This window comes from Pseudomonas frederiksbergensis, from assembly GCF_003732275.1.
Taxonomy (GTDB): Bacteria; Pseudomonadota; Gammaproteobacteria; order Pseudomonadales; family Pseudomonadaceae; genus Aquipseudomonas; species Aquipseudomonas frederiksbergensis_H.
The window spans coordinates 125620-142970 of the sequence record NZ_MOBM01000010.1; the positions used below are offsets into that span (position 1 = coordinate 125620).

Below are 17351 nucleotides of genomic sequence, written 5' to 3' on the forward strand. Positions count from 1 at the left end.
AAACCCGGCCGATGCGCCGGGTTTTTTGTGGTTGCAGGTTTACCGCGTCATCGTTCTTCGCGGGCAAGCCTCGCTCCTGCAAAAGCACCGCCGCCGGATGCGATTGGCCTATCGAAATGAGCGATAGGCAATGGGGTCGATATAATTCGACTGCAGGTCCCGCTCCGGAATTTCCCAGATGATTTGCTTTGGTGGCGTTTCTTTGTAGGCCGGGTTGTTGAGGTAGCTGTTTGCAGCGCCGGAGAACGCTCCGCCGTCTTTGGCGAAGTTACCCACGGAGGCGCCCAGTGCCTGCTGCAGGAACCCTGCGAAGTTGGAGTTGCGCGAGAATGAGGTGCCGATGAGCGCGGTGTTGGGGAGGTCGGCATCGCCAAAGAGGTCTGCCTCAGTATCAGGGCTGTCGGCTGATACAACGGGAAGTTCGTGGGTGCTGGTTTGGGCGACCATTTCGGGTGCGGGTTGCCATTTGAGCGGCAGCCAGTCGATGCCCGCCAGATGGACCAGATCGCCAGGTCGCAACGCGAGCGGGGCATGGCTTTCGTTGAATGACCTGCGTGGCGTTGCGCTGATGCCCAGGGTCTTCAGGCGCTGTGTGATGGCATCGGCCGCCGCCTTCGCGCCGGATTCGCTCCAGTGCGTATCGGTGCGCAACCAGGCACTGGCCCCCAGTGGCGTCAGCGCACCGGTGAGGTCCAGATTCGACACACCACCCACATCCAGCTTCGAGGTCCAGGCCCGGATGCGCCCTTCAAGAACGGCTGGGCGGTGCAGTGCGCAACGCTGCTCGGAGGCGATGCGGCTCTTGTCTGGAACGATGACCACCAGCAAGCTGATGTCACGTTGGGAGAGCTGCTGCTTCAGATCAATCACTGCCTGGACTTTCGCATCGGCATTGCGCTGCGCTTGATGATTGACCTTGAGCTCATCGGCCAAAAACAACCAGTCAGGACAACCCGAACGAACCCTCGGCCCGGTGTCTCTGAGCAGCAGCCAACTGACACCGCGCTCCAGCTCGGCAAAGGTCGTGGGGAGGTGAGCGTTCGACAGTTCCTTGGCGATCCGATGAGTGATATCGCCGTCAAGAATCTGCGGGGTCAGCACTTTATCGGGTAAAAGCGAGATCTGCCCTGAGACAATCAGGCGGCCAGAGGACAGCATTCCGACGAACAGGAATATCAGCAGCGCCACGCCTGCCAGCCGACTGCTGCGTATCGCCAGATCATCTGGCGGAGTGGGGGGCGGGGTGTGCTTTGGGGGCGTCATCAGAATTGAAAGTACAGGAAGGGGACGGTTTCGCGACTGGCGATCAGTGCGAACGACAGCATGAAACCGGCAATGGGCCAAAGGGCGGCGGTGTAGAGAAAAAGGCCGCCCAATCGATTCTCACAGTAAGGGCGCAGCAGCGGTGCGATGACACCGAACACACCCAGCAAACCCGCAAGGCCGTGTACCGGGCGCAGGGTCGCGGACAGTTCATCACCGAGGGCGATGCCCTGCAGGCCGAACTGTCCGGCATACAGGCTCAGCGCGCTATGAAAGTCAGGGGCGCGGAACAGTGTCCAGGCCAGACAGACGAACAGCAGTGTCAGCCCATGAGAAAGCACCGGCGGTACCGGGGGCAGGGTAGAGCTGTTCCAGGCACGATTCACACACAACGCAATGCCATGGGCGCTGCCCCACAGCAGATAATTCCAGCTATCGCCACCGTGCCAGAGGCCGGCGATGGCCATGATCAGGAACAGGTTGCGATAGGTTTTCCAGGTGCCGTTGCGATTGCCGCCCAGCGAAATATACAAATAGTCACGTAACCAGCTGGACAGCGACAGGTGCCAGCGACGCCAGAAGTCCTGGATGCTGTTGGCCAGATACGGACGGTCGAAGTTCTCGGGAAAGTGAAAACCCAGCATCAGTCCCAGCCCAATGGCCATGGCACTGTAGCCGGCGAAGTCGAAGAACAGTTGCAGGGAGTAGGCAAGGCAGCCAACCCAGGCGTCGGAGAGGCTGGGGTTCGGCAAACTGAACGCCACATCGACCACGGGCGACAGGGTGTCGGCCACCAGGACCTTCATGCACATCCCGACCATGAACCGGCGTGCGCCCAGCGAGAAATTCTGCAGGTTGAAGTCACGCTGATTCAGCTCACGCCGAACCCAGTCATAGCGAATGATGGGGCCGGCGACCGAATGGCCGAACATCGAAATATAGGTGGCGTAATTAATGAAACTGCGTTCGACCGGCACGGTGCGACGGTGTACATCCACCAGATAGGAAATCGCCTGCAATACGATAAACGATAGCCCGGCCGGCATGATGACCCGCTGCCAGTCCAGCGGCATGGCGCCATACCAGGTGACGGCATCGATCCATGTGCCGGCGACGATGTTGGCGTACTTGTACCAGCACAGCACCGCCGTGTTGAGCACGATCAATGTCGCGAGTAGCCGCACACGGCCCTTGCCTTCTTCCCTCAAGGCGTTAATCAGCAAGCCGCCGGCCCACGCCGTGATCGTCAGTACCACATGCACTGCGAGAAACCGGGGGCTCAACCAGCCATAGAACAGCCAGCTGCCGATCAGTAGCGTGATGTTGCGCCACGCAGCTGGGCACACTGCATATGTGCACAAGAACAGCGGCAGGAACAACGTCAGAAACTCGAGAGAGGCAAAAACCATGGTGGTGGCGCGATCCGATCAGTGGGCCAGGACGTCAGTCGCGAGCAGCAGGTATGGACCATTTGCGCCAGGCAGCAGCACAACGCTGTAGCGCTCGCCGGCCTTGAGCTGGCCCAAGTCAAGCGGGGCACCGACGTTGGTTTGAGCGCAGACCAATTGAACCGACAGGCTGACCGGGTTGATCGTTCGGCGTTGCACGCTGCCGTCGGCCACCTCCTTGAACAGGTCGGCGTTCTTCCCCGCAGCGCGCAAACCGGCCTGGGTGCATGCTGGATCGGCGCTGATAAACGCCAGCGAGGCTCTCAGGCTATTGAAGTCGTCGGGTTGCTCACGGATGACCACCTGGCGGATACCTTGAGTGCTGTCTGGCAAAGCGATCACGCTGGCGAATTCGCCTGCTGCCACCTGGATGTCCAGCGGCTGGCTTTTGCCGTTGCGTTCCAGAGTGCCCTTGATCGGCTGGTTGGCGGGCACGGGCAGGTAGTCGGACACGGCATTCGAGCCTTCCAGTTTGAGGCTTGCCCGAGAGCCTTCGGCCAGTAGTTGCAACGGTCGGTCGGCGGCGTTGATAAAGCGCAGGAAAGCCGAGTCCTGATCCGGGCCCGTCGGGTACAGGGCAATGTCGGCGGCCTGAGCGTGCAGGCTCAGCATCAAGGGCGCGAACAGCGCCCAGCCCCATGCGGATCGGATCATTTGCCGGCTCCAGTGCTGCTAACGGTGTCGGCGGGCAGTTTGGCCAACGCACCGCCAATCGCAGTGCCCCATGCTTGATAACCGGCGACGGTGAAGTGCTGCCCGTCGGTGGTGATCCACTGCCCGGGTTTGGAGAACGTCAGCGAATCGATGTAGGTGCAAGGGGCCACGTTCGCGGCCAAAAACTGCGACATCAACTGGGTGCGGGCATCATTTTTCTGGTACATGCCGCCGGCTTTGCCCCAGGCCGGGCCCACCCAGGCGCAACGGGTCCCGGTGCCCGCGATGGCCTTGGCCAGGCCGGTGACGCTTTGCCATGCCCAGGCCTTCGGAAATACTGGCTTGTCATAGGACGCCATGGTGTCGCCGATGACCAGTATCACCAGGTCGGGTTTGTCGGCGGCGATCAGGTCCTGGATCGGTGTGGTGGTTGCCTCGCGCCCTTTGATCACGATCTTGTCGTTGCCTTTGCGCTCGGCGCCGCAGTCGACCTTTTTGCTGATCAGCCAGTCGCCGGCGCTGGCACCGCAGGCACCGATGGAATGAACCTGGGCGCCTTGGCGAGTCAGGTTGTCGTGCAGCGGCTCCAGCAAATGGTCCGCGAGGCTCATATGGCTCTCCCCAAGAACAAGGAGGGACAGGCCGGCAAGGGCAGAAGTGGGCATCGAAAACTCCAGAATGATCAGTTGGAATAAGGCGAGGTGTACGGGCTGACCGGCAGGCTCATGGGGCCGCTGATGTCCTCGAACTGGTAGCGCAAAGACAGGGCGCCGCTGAGTTGTTGGTAGTCGCGGGCGTTGTCCAGGCCCAGATTGGCGCCCAGCAGGAACTTCGAAGCGACCTTGTATTCAGCCGCCGCGGCGACGCTGTAGCCGATCCCGGTTTTGTTTTGCCCTTCGTAGCGCAAACCCGAGGCCGCTTGCATGGCTTTGTCGTTGGGGAAGTAGTCGGCGCTGTCCTGCTCGAAATGCTGCACGCCGACCGAGCCCTTGACTTGATACGTCAAGCGTCCGGAGCGTTGTGCCCAGGTCACTGGCACGCCCAGGGCGAAGAACGTCTGCGGGCTGAAATAGCCGCCGTGGCCATAAGTGAAATAGTCCTGGTTGTTGGCGTAGCTCATGCCGGTCATGCTCAGGCCGACGGTCAGCTTGCTGTCCGTTGCATTTTGCAGGTACCAGTACACACCGCTGCCCAGTTCGCTGCGGCTGTTGGACTCGACATGGTTGCCCCATAGCTGGTGCCAGGAGGCGTAGCCATAGGCACCGACTTCGTTGTCGTCAAAGCTCAACTGGCCACGCCCGCCATTGGCGGTCACGCCACCCCAGGACTGCCCGCTGCGTTTGTCCGTGGTGCCGGCAAACGAGGTGACGCTGTCAGTCACCGGACGCCGGGAAACGCTCACGCCGTAACGGACATTAGAGGTGTCGCTCACCGGGCGATCAATGCTGATGCCGCCGGTGGCGGTGGTGTATTTGAAACCGAGCGGAGTGGTGCCGAGATCAGCTTTGAACCCATCCGCGGGCCGTTGAATAGCGACGGAAAGGCCGACACCCTCGGCTTTTTGCGAGCCGACGCCGTCGCTCTGCGCACCGCTACCAAAACGCGACAGCGCCTCGCCGCTGACACTGCCGGCGTTCAGTGAGACGGGCGTCACACGCAGGGCGACGCGGCTTTCATCCAGCGGGATATTGATTTCCAGCGGTGTTTCAATATCGGTCAGTTTGCTCAGCCCCGACTCACTGTTGTTGCTGCGAATACTCACACCCTGGGTGACGTAGGCACTGCGCTCCTGAAGGATTTTATTCAGCGCCTGTTGCGCGGGGCTGATGTCCTCGCTCACCAGTGCTGCGCGCGGCAGCTGCGACTCGAATGAATTGCTCGCTTGCTGCGGCCTTGGCGGGGCGTCGATGCCAAAGGGGGTGTGAGACCTCACGCTGCCCGGCATCTCCTGGACCGGTGGCGGGATCGCTGCCAGCAAAGTGTCGCGACTGACCTCGCTACGTGGCCCCGACACCCCCGCAAAAGGGTTGGGCGCCACCGTAGAACCGCTCAGTTGGCCGCCCTGGCTTCTGCGTTTCTCGCTCTGTTCAATGGCCACCGCTTTGCGCAGCAGATCGGTCGCCGTGCCGGCCTCGCCCATGTTCTGGTAGAGGCGGGCGGCTTCTGTCAGCGTTTGAGGGTTGCCGGATTCAGTCTTGAGCAGCTGTTGCAGTGCCTGTTCGGCAAAGGCAGTGTCATGTGCCAACACCGCCGCGTCGGCGGCACCCAACAGCAGTTGCGGGTCGTTCGGCTGACGTTGTAACAGCGGTTTGTAGAGTTCGAGGGCTTTTGCCGTGTCGCCGTTGGCCGAGTACATCCGTGCCAGGGCCGCGACGGCAGCGCTGTCACCGGGACGTTGCGCCAGTGCGGGCGCCAGCGTGTCATAAGCGCTGGCCAGATTGCCTCGTTCACGCAGCTGGTCAGCCTGGCGGATGCGATAGAGATAGAGCAGGTCGTCGAAACGCTTGCGAGCCGGCGCGTTCAAGGGCCTGTTCTGAAGGTCGCGCAGAATCTCGTTGACCTGTGCGTCTTCTCCGGTTTTAAGCAGGACAGCGGCGTATTGCAGGATGAAGTCCGCCGAGGGCGCCGTGGTGTTTTGCAACTGGCCGCGCATGAGGGCCAGCGCACGGGTTGGCTCGCCGATGTCGACATACGCCGAGGCCAGGCTCGCCGTGCGATCCGGACTGTTGTTGGCCATCGGCTGAATACGATCAAGCAAGGTCAGGGCTTCCTGGCGCTGTCCGCGCTTGCCCAACTCGATCGCCTGGCTGAGTTGCAGGTTGAGGCTGACATCCGCGGCCAGCGCGTCCATGTCCGGGGTGCGCTGGTCGGGGCGCAAGCGTCCCAACGTTGTCTGGGCGGCTTTCCACTCACCCATCTGGACCGACAGCAAGGCGCTGACGTAAAGCGCATCGGCATTGTCGGGGTGGGCCTGGAGCATGGCGTTGATCAGGTCCCGAGCCTTTTGCGGTTCGCCCATCGCCAGGTTCAGGCGGGCCAGGGCGAAACGTGTCCAGATGTTGTCCGGCTCAACGCGCAGCGCGTCTTGCAAGGCGTTGCGCGCAGCGGGCAGGTCGTTGCGTTGTTCGGCGAGGGCGGCCTGTTGCGTCGCGCGCAAGGCTTGCAAGCGTGCGGACTGGCCGATCTTTACCTGTCCGGTGGCGGGCAGACTGTTGATCAGTTGCAGGGCTTCATCGTTCTTGCCGCTCTTGAGCAGCACATTGACCAGCCCTTCCAGTGCTTGAGGGTCGTCGCGGCGCTGGTTCAAGATCTGCCGATAGTTGCGCTGAGCGTCATCGAACTGGCCCGCGCTGGCCTGAATATCCGCCAGGGCGAGGCGAGCATCTACCCCGTTTGGATTCAGCCGCAGCGCCTGGTTGACCAAGACCTGTGCCTGAGCTGCCTGGCCTTTGGCCTGGGCGTCGCGGGCCTGCTGCAACGCCGACCAGTAGCGCACTTCATTCAGCGCAACTTGCCAGTGGCTGCCGTCGTTTTGTCGCGTGGCCTGACCCAGGAGCTTTTCCGCTTCGGCCAGCCGGTGTTGCTGCTGGCGAATAACCCCAAGGCCGCCCAGCGCGTCAGCATCATCGGGCCGGGTTTTCAAACGTGCTTGAAAAGCCTGTTCGGCGGTGGCCTGATCGCCTTCCTTGAGCGCCTTCAGACCGCGCGCCACTTCGGCGGGCGGTTGCCATTCCTTGCTGGCCGTCGTTGCCACCTGTTGCTTGCCCTTGTTCATCTGCGCCCGGATTTCCACGTCATCCGGATGCGTCTTGAGGTACGCCTCGAACAACGGCACTTGTGCCGGATTGGGCGGACCGATCCAGGTCAGCGCCAGGCGCCAGCTTTCGTCGGCATCACCGGCAATGTCCGCACGCTGGGTCAGCGCGGCCAGGGCGCGGATGCCCTCGGCACGGCTGTCTTCTCGGCGGACCAGATGCTTGGCGTAAAACAGCGCGACGATCGAGTCGTTGGGCATCTCGCGTTGCAGGCGCTGAAGTCCGCTGCGTGCCTCAGCCCAGTCCGCCTGATTGAAGGCAAGGTTGTTGTAATACTCACGGCCGATCGTACCTTGAGGTGGACGGCCATCGAACAGCGAGCGAAACACTGCAGTTGCCTTGTCACGCTCACCGGCATCGACGAGGCGCCGAGCCTCTTCCAGACGCTGCTGGTTCTGCGGTTGGGCCATGCTGATGTCCTGCGCCAATTGCAGTGCTTGCCTGGGCGGTGGCTGGATGGCCTGCAAGCGGGCGAGGTATTGCTGCGCCTGTTGTGGCTTGCCCTGTTGCACGCCGATCAAGCCCAGGCCATACAGTGCGTCAACCTGGGCCGGGTCCAGCAGCAGGACTTTCAGCCAGACTTCCGCCGCGCGTTGAGGGTTGTTGTGCAATTGCCAGTACTGCCCCTGCTCGACGAGTAATGTCTGTGGTGTCGGACTTTGAGCGTGGGCAGCAGCGGCCGTCCATGTGCTCATGACGGCGATGGCTAGCGTGCGGTAGTGCGCGTGCATGCGGTCTCCCAGGAAAGTTTCAGCGTTCCGTCTTCCCGGAATCGGTAATGTTTATCTGCCCAGCCGAGTGCGAACAGGCTAAGCATGAAGTTGTAGTAGCGCGGCGCACCGGCGTCGGCATCAGGCCTGGCCAGCGCTTCGCGCAAGGCGAGTTCCACGCGGCGTCGTTGCTGATCGGCCAACCCGGGTAGCCCCTTGGCCTCAAGATAGGGAATCAGTGCCGCCCAGAATCCGAACGGGCTCTGACCCTGAACACTGCCGCGCAGAACCTGGACGGTTTCCGGGGGGGAACCCGTCGTGAGCGTGCTGCGGGCCATGCCGTCCAGCCGTTTGAGCTGGAGCGCCGCCAGCGTTTCGGAGGTATCGCTCATGCCCAGCCAGAGGTACACGCGAATGGCATCGTAGCTTCCCGTGTCGCCGTTGATCGGGTCGCTTGTGAAGACCCCCGATTGCGCTGAAGTGCCTTGATAAGCGACCCAGTCAGCGACGAAACCGTGGTGGCTCGATTGGGCAATCATCGTCGCGGTGTTGTTGGCAATCGCTTGCCAGGGCCCGGAGGGTGCTTCCTTGGCCAGCCGCCGTAACAGTGGTAGTGGCAGGTAGCTGGGGTTCAGGCGCCAGAGAGCGTCCGGCTGGACGAAGCCCTTTGGTCCGGGCAATACCATCGGGCCCAGCCCGGGTAGCTCGACGACCAATTGCGCTTCAATCGTCGCGATCAGGTGCAGGGCGTCCTGGTGATAGTCCGGCCGATGCCACAGGCGTGCGGCTTCAAGCAGGGCGTAGGCGATCCACAGGTCGGCGTCGGCGGCCGAATTGGCATCTTGCAGGCGCCACTGACCGTCCGTGCCTTGCCCCCATAACCAGCCCGGCAGGCGTGTGGCGGTGGCGGAGCCTGCAAGGTTGGCTGAGGTCCAGCGCCAGAGTTTGTCAAAGCGTGGCTGATCGTTGCCGATCAGTGCGAAGAGCATGCCGTAGGACTGCCCTTCAGAGGTGCTGTGATTGTTCTCCAGGCTCGATTCCAGAACACGACCGTCGTCTTGAACGAAGCGCGTTGCGTAGGTTTGCCACAGTGGCCAGGCTGGCGACTCACAGGATTTCCCGGCCGCTATCGCAGGCGCCAGCAGGGCAAGCGCCAGCACGGTGCTCAACCTGCGCGCGTTACCGCACAGGCACTGGCGAAGTGAAACACCCCGGTTGCTCATGGACGACACAGGCATGCGTGGTTCATTGGCCAAGACGACGTTTGGCCCGTAAGCGCAGGGCCAGGTAGGCCATCGAAGCAAGCAGCAGGACCCCGAGGAGGGTGAACAGCATGAGCGCTATTACATTTTGCGAGAGGTACCACTGCAGATAGCGCAATGGGCCCAAGCTCCCGACGTAGTAATCCTGCTCGGCGACCAGCGATTTGACATGCTTGCCCCTGACCACCACCAGACTGCCTTGCAACTCGTGGGCATTTTCTTCGCTGCTGAGCAGGGCGTTGGTCACGTCGGCCAAACCGCTGGGCCTTGCGCTGGCGATAAACACCACACTGCGCCCACTCTTGAGCGGCGATTCGAATCCGGTCAAATAAGCACTGCCGTCCTCAGCGGTAAACCTGAAGCTGCTGCGCGCTTCACGCAGATTGGTTTTCGTATCCGGGCTGATCCAGTTGCGCAGACGCAGGGGCAGGTCAGACAGTTCAAAGTACTGCGCAGCATTTTCGCTCTTGGCCGGCAGAAGGTTTTGCCATTGCTCCAGCAGCGGCTGATTGTTGCCCGAGCCGAGCACCAGCAAATCCCGGTCGCTTTGCTCGGCCAGCTGGTCGGCGTGGACCACCTTCACGCCGGTGGCCGGATAACCGGTGGAGTCGCCGAAGCGCCCCAGCAGGGTCAGATAGGCGCTCAGATCGGCCGGGCCTGACTCGTCGGGCAGGATCACCGAGGTTTCAGAAAGGTCGGCCATGCGGGTGAACGGGAAGCCACTGTCCTTGAACACCCCGAGGTTGGGCATGGCCATGAAATGTTCGTATTGGCTGAGGTCCAGGGTCGAGTCCGGGTCGATCACACCGCGCATGTTGTCGATGATGATGTCGCGGCATTCGCCCTGTTTGATGTAGTCATACATGAAGCGAAATTGCAGGCGCGATTGCAGCGCTACGGCATTGAGCGGCAACAGCATGCGCGACGTGCGGGCCAGGCTGTCGTCGGTTTTGAGCATTGCCAGCAGGCTGTCACTGTTGCCGAGTTTCTCGATCGAAGGCAGATCGATCGACTTGATGAAGGTGTCGTTGAAGTTGACCAGCAACGAGGAATTGGTGGAGACCGGTTGCGGCGTATAGCGGTATTTCAGGTCAAGTTGCGCGCCGGGCTCACGCCAGTTGAACAGGTCGGGTGGCAAGCGCAGCGCAACCGTCATTTGCCCCGGGTTATAACCCGATACATTCAGTTCTGCGGGCTTCGCCAGTTCACCCAGGCGAACCGGGCGATCGGAGGGCAGCCAGTTAGGCGCGTCGTACGGTTGGCGTGGCTTGAGCGAGTCAATCCGGTCGATCACCACGCTCTGCCCGGAAAAGGCCGAGCCACCGAGGGCGAGCGCTGTCGCGGCGACCTTGAGATCGGCGCCATCGCGCCCGGAAACGATCAACAGTTTGCCCTGAGCATCATTCGGGTTGCTCACGAGTGTCAATGTCGGCCCCGTGGCCTCTTTGATCGGTAAGCCGCCCAAGGTCGTTGATTCGCCACCGCTGACAAACACCACCGCGTTGCCTTTGGCCGGCAGGCTGGTGAGGCTGGCGGGGAAGGTTGCGCCGCGGTAACTGGCCAGGGCGCCAAACCAGGACGACAGGATACCGGCGGCCTCAAGCTCAGGGCTGCCCGGGCGCCCGGCAAACACGAAGGGCAGCTTCAGGGGCGAGGCGTCTCGACGATCGAACAAGGGTAGCGGCAGGGCGGACAGGTCGTTGGGCTGTTTGATCGAGGACACCTGGAGGCTCAGCTGGCTCTCGTTGCCGATCCTGGCCCACAGGCTGGAGTGCAAAGGGTCTTCACATTGCATTGTGTAGTGACCGATGAACTGCAGGCTGAGCCGGTTGAATTCGGTGATGGTCTGCGGCGGAATCTGCACGGTCCGGGTCTGCACTTTACCGGCCTCTTCCTTCGGGAGGGGCAGGCTGGCGGCCACTTGATCGTTGACCAGCACATTGATCTGCGAAAGGTCGGCCAGCAGCGCCGGTGAGTAGCTGTACTGCAGTGTGACCTGCGCAGCCGTGACGACTTCATCGGCGCGCACATCGAAATTCACACTGTCGGTAGCCTCCACGCCCTTAAGGGTCATCGGATAGCTTTTGCCCAGCTCCTTGAGGGTGCGGGTATAGCTGTTGCCCGGGGCATCAGTCCCGGGCAACGATGCGACCGGCATCATCGCCGGCTCTGTGGCGCTGATTTGGGCGGCGGCACTCAATGCCCAGCCGCTCCAGCCCACTAGCGAGCAGGTGATCAGCATGAGTGAGCGACGAGGAAGAAAGGTCCGGCGAATGGAAGGCTTCAAGATCGTTGCGTGTCCGCGGTGGAGTCGATAGGTGATGGAGCGTCCGGGCGTTTGCGCAGCAGCGCCTGGCTGTCCTTTAGGGTTGCAACGAACAAGCGCAGGATGGCGCGCAAGCCAATGCTGCTGACCTCGCGCAACGCCGACATGGGCGCGTCGAGGCGGCCGTTACCCCACGTGTTGGCCCAGGTGTCGGCCCGTGAAAAGGTCAATCGCACCAGCTCGCTTTGCTGGCGCAGGGTCAAACCCTCGAATTGCACGCCCGCTACGTTGTCGTTGCTGAAGACCGTTTTTGCGGGAAAGAGGCTTGAAGGAGGTGTGCGCAGAATGCACAGTCGCAGCTTCTCGTTGTCGCTGAGCAGAACCTGCGGTGGCAGTGCCAGGCCCACGCCGTTTTGTGAGAAGTCCCGGGTTATGCAATCGAACCAGGTGCCGTCTTCGCGATAGACGCGCACGGGCAGGTCCGCGGGCACCCTGGGTTCGTTGCGCACCTGAGAGGACTCAGTGGCCACCGCCACGGCGGTGCTGACGATGACGATGTTGTACACGGTCCAGGCCAGGTTGATCAGCAGGGTAGTGACCTCGGCCGAATCACTCCCGATCAGTTTCACCACGCCGATCGCCAGGCCGACCATGTTCAAGGTCAGCAGGACGATGTAAGGCCGCGCGAGCTTCCAGTTGAAATAGTCCTTTTCAATGGTGCCGCCCTTGTCGGTTACGTTGAATTTGCCCAGCGAAGGGCTGATCAGGGCCAACAGCACCGGTCGCATGATGTACCAGGCCAATACCGACTCATACACTTCGTTCCAGAAGGAATGGCGGAAGCGTCCCTGGATGCTGGAGGTGGTCAGGCTGGAATGGAAAATATGCGGCAGCACATAGACCGTGACCATCAGCGCCGAGGCATGGAAAATCTGCGCGTCGAAAAACAGGTAGGCCAAGGGTGCGGTCAAGAACACCAGGCGAGGCAGGCTGTAGAAGAAGTGCATCATGGCGTTGAGGTAGCAGATGCGCTGCCCCAGGTTCAGTCCTTTGCCAAACAACGGATTGTCGGTCCGAAAAATCTGCGCCATGCCCCGCGCCCAGCGTATGCGCTGGCTGATATGTCGGGAAAGGCTTTCGGTGGCCAGTCCCGCCGCTTGTGGAACGGCGAGGTAAGCAGTATTGAAACCACGGCGATTGAGCTTGAGTGCCGTGTGCGCATCCTCCGTCACGGTTTCGGTGGCGATGCCGCCGACTTCCAGCAAGTGAGTCCGCCGGATGACCGCGCAGGAGCCACAGAAGAAGGCCGCGTTCCACAGGTCGTTGCCGTCCTGTACCAGGCCGTAGAACAGCTCACCTTCATTGGGTACCGAGCGGAAGGTATCGAGGTTTTTTTCGAACGGATCGGGTGAATAGAAAAAGTGCGGTGTTTGCAGCAACGCCAGGTTCGGGTCCTTTAAAAACCAGCCCATGGTGATCTGCAGGAAGGAGCGGGTGGGCACGTGATCGGCGTCGAATATGGCAATGAACTCGCCATCGGTGACTTTGAGTGCCTCATTGAGGTTGCCGGCCTTGGCATGTTGATTGTTGTCGCGGGTGATGTAGTTGACACCAATCTGCTGACAGAAAACCTTGAATTCCTCCCGGCGTCCGTCATCGAGCATATGCACTCGCAGTTTGCCCTCGGGCCAGTCAATGGCCTGAGCCGCAAGCACCACCAGTTTGACGATACCCAATGCTTCGTTATAGGTGGGAATGAAGACGTCTACCGTCGGCCATTCAGCGGGCGGCTGTTGCAAAAACTGCGGTTTGCGGTGCAGCGGCCAGGCGGTCTGTACATAGCCGAAGACCAGGACGAGCAAGGCATACAGTTCGGCCAGCACCAGCCCGTAGCCAAATACGGCATCCTGCCAGTTGTCGAAGTTCAGGGTGTCGGACAGGCGCCAGTACATGTAACGCAACGAAGCGATCAGCGAGAGGGTGATCAGGGTCAGGATCGCCAGACGCCCGGCTTTCTTGCGGATGATCAGGCTTGCGGCAAAACAGACAGCGGCAAACGCGGCCTGGGAATACAGATTCAGCGGCGCAGTGAGGATACCCAGCACCAACAATGTCGCAATCAGCCCGGCTGAGATCTTCAGGCCTTGGCGCCAACGCAGGGGCCATCGACTGACGCGAGCCTGGACAGTATCCAGTAGCTCCTGCAACCACCATGTCTTTACGGGTAGCTGATTCAGCCGTGCGGTCATGGCGTGCCCTGCTGGCTGTTAGCCTCCGCGAAAAGCAGGGCATGGACCGCGCCAGACAGCGAAAGAATGTCCTGACAGCCAATGCTCTCAGGTGCGTACTGCAGTGGGTCCCGACCATAGGCCAGCGACTCGTTGAACTGGTGATCGAGACGAATCGTCCCGATCAGGTTAGCGCTGAGCCGCCGCAGAAACAGCACGCCCATGTCCCTGCTGAACGAACGCGAGTCATCCCGTTGGTTGAGTACATACCGGTGCCGCTGCGCGCGTCGCCGGCTGGTTTCCAGCCACTGGGTCATGGTGTCCAGTGCCAGGTAGGAGGCCGCGTCGGCCACCGTCATCACCAGCACCAGATCGGCGGCGTCGAGGGCCTGTTGCGAATAGACGGTCGCACCCGAAGGCGTGTCCAGGATCACGGTATCGTTTTCGCTGAGGTTCATTGACGCAAGGTGCTGATTCAACCAGTCAGAATCTTCAAGCATCAACTGCTTGAGCAATCGGCGATCGTTCACCCCTCCAGTGCCGAAGGGCAGGCACTCACTGTCGCTAAAGCCCGACAGGCGATGAGCGCTCCAGTCTGCGTCCTGCTCTTTGAGCTGGATCAGCCCGGGAACCTGCCTGGTGATACCCAAGTGGCTGGACAGCGCGTTCTGAGGGTCCAGATCAATCGCGATGGTTCGCCCGCCAGGGCGCCGAAGTGTTTTCGCGAGGCCAGCGGCGACGGTGCTTTTACCCACCCCACCGTTCGCCGAAACGATAGCAATGACCTTCGCCTGGGTCCGCTCGCGAGTCGTTTCTGGCAGACCGTCCCGACGAACCTGGTTGAGTTCACGCAACAGGTCGCTCAATCGCTGACGGTCACCCGTAGCAGAACTCGCAGGTGGCTCGGTCAGGGGAGGGGATTTGGGCGAAGGTAGCGAGAAGACAACATTCTTCACAGGCTCGACCGCCGGGCCAATCAGTAAAGAAGGCTGTGGCTCATCCAGTAGAAACACAGGGGGCGCTGGGTTTGGGGGAGGCAATGCCACCGCAGGCTCCGGCTCAGCCACCGTAACCGGGTCGTCTTTAAAATCTTTGTAGTTCGGTTGTATTTCCTGGTAACTCTCCGCATTGGCGCCAAAACGTGTAAAGAGTTTTGTAATGTCGTCTACATATTTCATGCGTTGTACCAGGAATGAAATAACTCAGAAACTCAGCATTCCATTAACTTAACAAAGTTTATGCATTGTCTTGTTTGGGTGTTGGCAGAGTGCCATTAATCTAGGGTGTCTGCGTTTGAGAGTCAATGATTGTTATAAAACGTCAGTAAGGTTTGTTAGGTGTTATTAAAACGTTATGTATTAGTGGAAAGTGTGAGTGTTAGAATGCGTCCACTAATGGTTGGGTAATAAGGTGTAGTGTGATGGTAGGTAATGAGGGTGTTTGTCCGGAGAAATAATTTCCGGCGCAATGGAGCGTGAGTATTGATCGCCTTTGATGATTTGATGCTGGGTTATATATTAAAGAAGTTGACTGATGTATTTGAAGAGATAGTGGCGGTTTCAAAAAATACATTTCCAGATAAGGCGACGGGTGTCGCGGATGTCAGGCAACGTAAAATCGAAAAGGAACTTCCCGTCTGGCTACAGCGCCTGAAAATAAGCCCCCCTTATCAAGTGACCCATGTGTTGCTGGATCAAATGCACGCAGCGCGAAAGCTTAAGCGCGGGCTGCGCTTCGAGGCGCAAGCGGCCTTGCTGGAGGCGCTGGCGGAGGCCGGCCTGGCGATGGACGTGGCGAATTATTCGGCGACCGTTTTAGAGGGGCGTTTGAAATGCTTATTGGATCGCTGAAGGCTATATTTATTTTGCTGTACAGCAAGGCGTTTTCGTGGAGGTAAATTCCATCTGCAGTTTGGCCTGGGTAATGTTTTCGCCAACGTTTTGAGCGTGAAGTAGGTGCGATGCCGGGGTCTGTCGCACATCCTATGTGCATTCGGTCCCGGCATGCGGTGCCCAGCCTTTTCACTGTTTGCTCTTGGACCGTGAACGTTCGCGACATAAAGTCAGTCTGGTTGCGCGTCGAAACGCGCCGTCTTTCCAGACTTAGTACAAGCAGTTGTCATTGTCCTCGTGGTCAAAGACCGCGAGTCGGGATGCCGCGTTGATGTACAAGCCATGATTTACTTCGGTCCTGGCAAATCCATCCGTGTTATTACCTCACTTATTTATTGCGCACCTGGGCGACAGTGTCGTGACAGTATTTGATACGCAGACGCCACAGAATTGGCGCCTTGTTTTTGACGAGCTTTTAATTCGCGCCCACATCCCGCATCAACAACCCAAAGCGCAAATCCACCGCATCCGGAATCGGCAAATACACCGTGTGCCCGTCTCCGGGCGCCACTTCAATCGCTTCGCCTTTGACGTTCTGCAGCTGATGCAAATCAAAATGGAAGTTGCCCTGAGGGGTCATCAGTTCCAGGTGATCGCCTAGACCAAAACGATTCTTCACCCGCACTTCGGCCAGCTGATCCCGGCGTTCGCCGGTCAGCCCGCCCACGAACTGCTGGCGCTCTGAAACCGAGCTGCCATTCTGGTAGTTCTGATATTCGTCATGCACATGCCGACGCAAAAAACCTTCGGTGTAGCCGCGCTGGGCCAGGGACTCGAGATCGGTCATCAGGCTGCGATCGAACGCTCGGCCAGCCACCGCATCATCGATCGCGCGGCGATACACCTGAGTGGTGCGCGCGCAATAGAAGTGCGATTTGGTCCGACCTTCGATCTTCAATGAATGCACGCCCATCTGTGTCAGACGCTCGACGTGCTGGACGGCGCGCAGGTCCTTGGCGTTCATGATGTACGTGCCATGTTCATCCTCGAACGCCGGCATCAGTTCGTCAGGGCGATTGGCTTCTTGCAACAGGAATACTTGATCGGTCGGCGCACCGATGCCCAAGGTCGGTTCGGGCCGGAACTGTTGAACGATCTCACCGAGCTGATTTTCGCTGGCCGGCGTCGCCGAGTATTTCCAGCGACAGGCGTTGGTGCAGCTGCCCTGATTGGCGTCGCGCTTGTTCATATAGCCTGACAACAGGCAGCGCCCGGAATAGGCCATGCACAAGGCGCCGTGGACGAACACTTCGAGCTCCATCGCCGGGACGTGCTGGCGGATTTCGGCGATCTCTTCCAGCGACAATTCGCGGGACAGGATGATCCGGCTCAAGCCCTGTTGCTGCCAGAACTCGACGCTGGCCCAGTTCACCGTGTTGGCCTGCACTGACAGGTGGATCGGCATCTGCGGGAAGTGCCGACGCACCAGCATGATCAGGCCGGGGTCGGAGATGATCAGCGCGTCCGGCGCCATGGCCATCACCGGTTCCAGGTCCTTCAAGAACGTTTTGAGCTTGGCGTTGTGCGGGGCGATATTCACCACCACATAAAAGCGCTTGCCCTGAGCCTGGGCCTCGGCAATGCCGAGCGCGAGGTTGGCGTGATCGAATTCGTTGTTGCGCACCCGCAGGCTGTAGCGCGGCTGGCCGGCGTACACCGCGTCGGCGCCATAGGCGAAGGCATAACGCATGTTCTTCAGGGTGCCGGCGGGGGCGAGCAATTCTGGGGGCGTAAGCGTCATAGCGCTGGTCATGGCAGTGTCGATCGCAAAAGCCGGCAAGGGTAAGCGGCTTGCCCGCGGGGTTTATTGATC

At 60.3% G+C, this 17351-nt stretch carries 11 protein-coding genes; 1 reads left to right on the forward strand and 10 read right to left on the reverse strand.

Translation table 11 applies throughout. The features are described from left to right. Nucleotides 1-108: 108 nt before the first annotated feature. Genes BK662_RS07315 through bcsQ form a run of 9 tightly spaced genes read right to left on the reverse strand, consistent with a single transcriptional unit; the run spans nucleotide 109 to nucleotide 14824 of the window. A complete protein-coding gene (locus tag BK662_RS07315; protein ID WP_123357514.1) occupies nucleotides 109-1263 on the reverse strand; it encodes an alginate O-acetyltransferase AlgX-related protein in 1155 nt (384 codons plus the stop codon). Beyond that, the gene (locus BK662_RS07320) at nucleotides 1263-2672 is read right to left on the reverse strand and encodes an MBOAT family O-acyltransferase (protein WP_123357515.1); all 1410 of its coding nucleotides are present in this window, start codon (nucleotides 2670-2672) and stop codon (nucleotides 1263-1265) included. The genes BK662_RS07315 and BK662_RS07320 overlap by 1 nt, the downstream gene beginning before the upstream one ends. Nucleotides 2673-2690: 18 nt before the next feature. Continuing rightward, complete coding sequence (locus BK662_RS07325) at nucleotides 2691-3365, reverse strand: alginate O-acetyltransferase AlgF (RefSeq protein ID WP_123357516.1); 675 nt, start codon at nucleotides 3363-3365, stop codon at nucleotides 2691-2693. Beyond that, nucleotides 3362-4030, reverse strand: a complete 669-nt coding sequence (locus BK662_RS07330; RefSeq protein WP_123357517.1) for an SGNH/GDSL hydrolase family protein — start codon at nucleotides 4028-4030, stop codon at nucleotides 3362-3364. The genes BK662_RS07325 and BK662_RS07330 overlap by 4 nt, the downstream gene beginning before the upstream one ends. A 17-nt stretch (nucleotides 4031-4047) precedes the next feature. After that, a complete protein-coding gene (locus BK662_RS07335) occupies nucleotides 4048-7911 on the reverse strand; it encodes a cellulose biosynthesis protein BcsC (protein WP_123357518.1) in 3864 nt (1287 codons plus the stop codon). Further along, nucleotides 7887-9128, reverse strand: coding sequence for a cellulose synthase complex periplasmic endoglucanase BcsZ (gene bcsZ / locus BK662_RS07340; RefSeq protein ID WP_123357519.1), 1242 nt, complete (start codon nucleotides 9126-9128; stop codon nucleotides 7887-7889). The genes BK662_RS07335 and bcsZ overlap by 25 nt, the downstream gene beginning before the upstream one ends. Nucleotides 9129-9135: 7 nt before the next feature. Then, nucleotides 9136-11427 (reverse strand): cellulose biosynthesis cyclic di-GMP-binding regulatory protein BcsB, encoded by a 2292-nt coding sequence (bcsB, locus tag BK662_RS07345; protein ID WP_259695885.1) that lies wholly within the window; start codon nucleotides 11425-11427, stop codon nucleotides 9136-9138. An 8-nt stretch (nucleotides 11428-11435) separates the two neighbouring features. Next, nucleotides 11436-13667 carry a UDP-forming cellulose synthase catalytic subunit gene (bcsA, locus tag BK662_RS07350; protein WP_123357521.1) on the reverse strand — a complete coding sequence of 744 codons (2232 nt, stop codon included), beginning with the start codon at nucleotides 13665-13667 and terminating at the stop codon, nucleotides 11436-11438. Continuing rightward, on the reverse strand, nucleotides 13664-14824 hold the full coding sequence (gene bcsQ, locus BK662_RS07355; RefSeq protein WP_123357522.1) for a cellulose biosynthesis protein BcsQ: 1161 nt from the start codon (nucleotides 14822-14824) through the stop codon (nucleotides 13664-13666). Before bcsQ ends, bcsA begins: the two co-directional genes overlap by 4 nt. A 303-nt stretch (nucleotides 14825-15127) precedes the next feature. Between bcsQ and BK662_RS07360 the strand changes: the two genes are divergently transcribed. Continuing rightward, entirely contained in the window at nucleotides 15128-15496 is a 369-nt protein-coding gene (locus tag BK662_RS07360; RefSeq protein ID WP_123357523.1) for a hypothetical protein, read from the forward strand. A 457-nt stretch (nucleotides 15497-15953) separates the two neighbouring features. On the opposite strand, the gene trhP is transcribed toward BK662_RS07360, so the two are convergent. After that, nucleotides 15954-17279 carry a prephenate-dependent tRNA uridine(34) hydroxylase TrhP gene (trhP, locus tag BK662_RS07365; RefSeq protein WP_123357524.1) on the reverse strand — a complete coding sequence of 442 codons (1326 nt, stop codon included), beginning with the start codon at nucleotides 17277-17279 and terminating at the stop codon, nucleotides 15954-15956. Nucleotides 17280-17351: the final 72 nt, after the last annotated feature.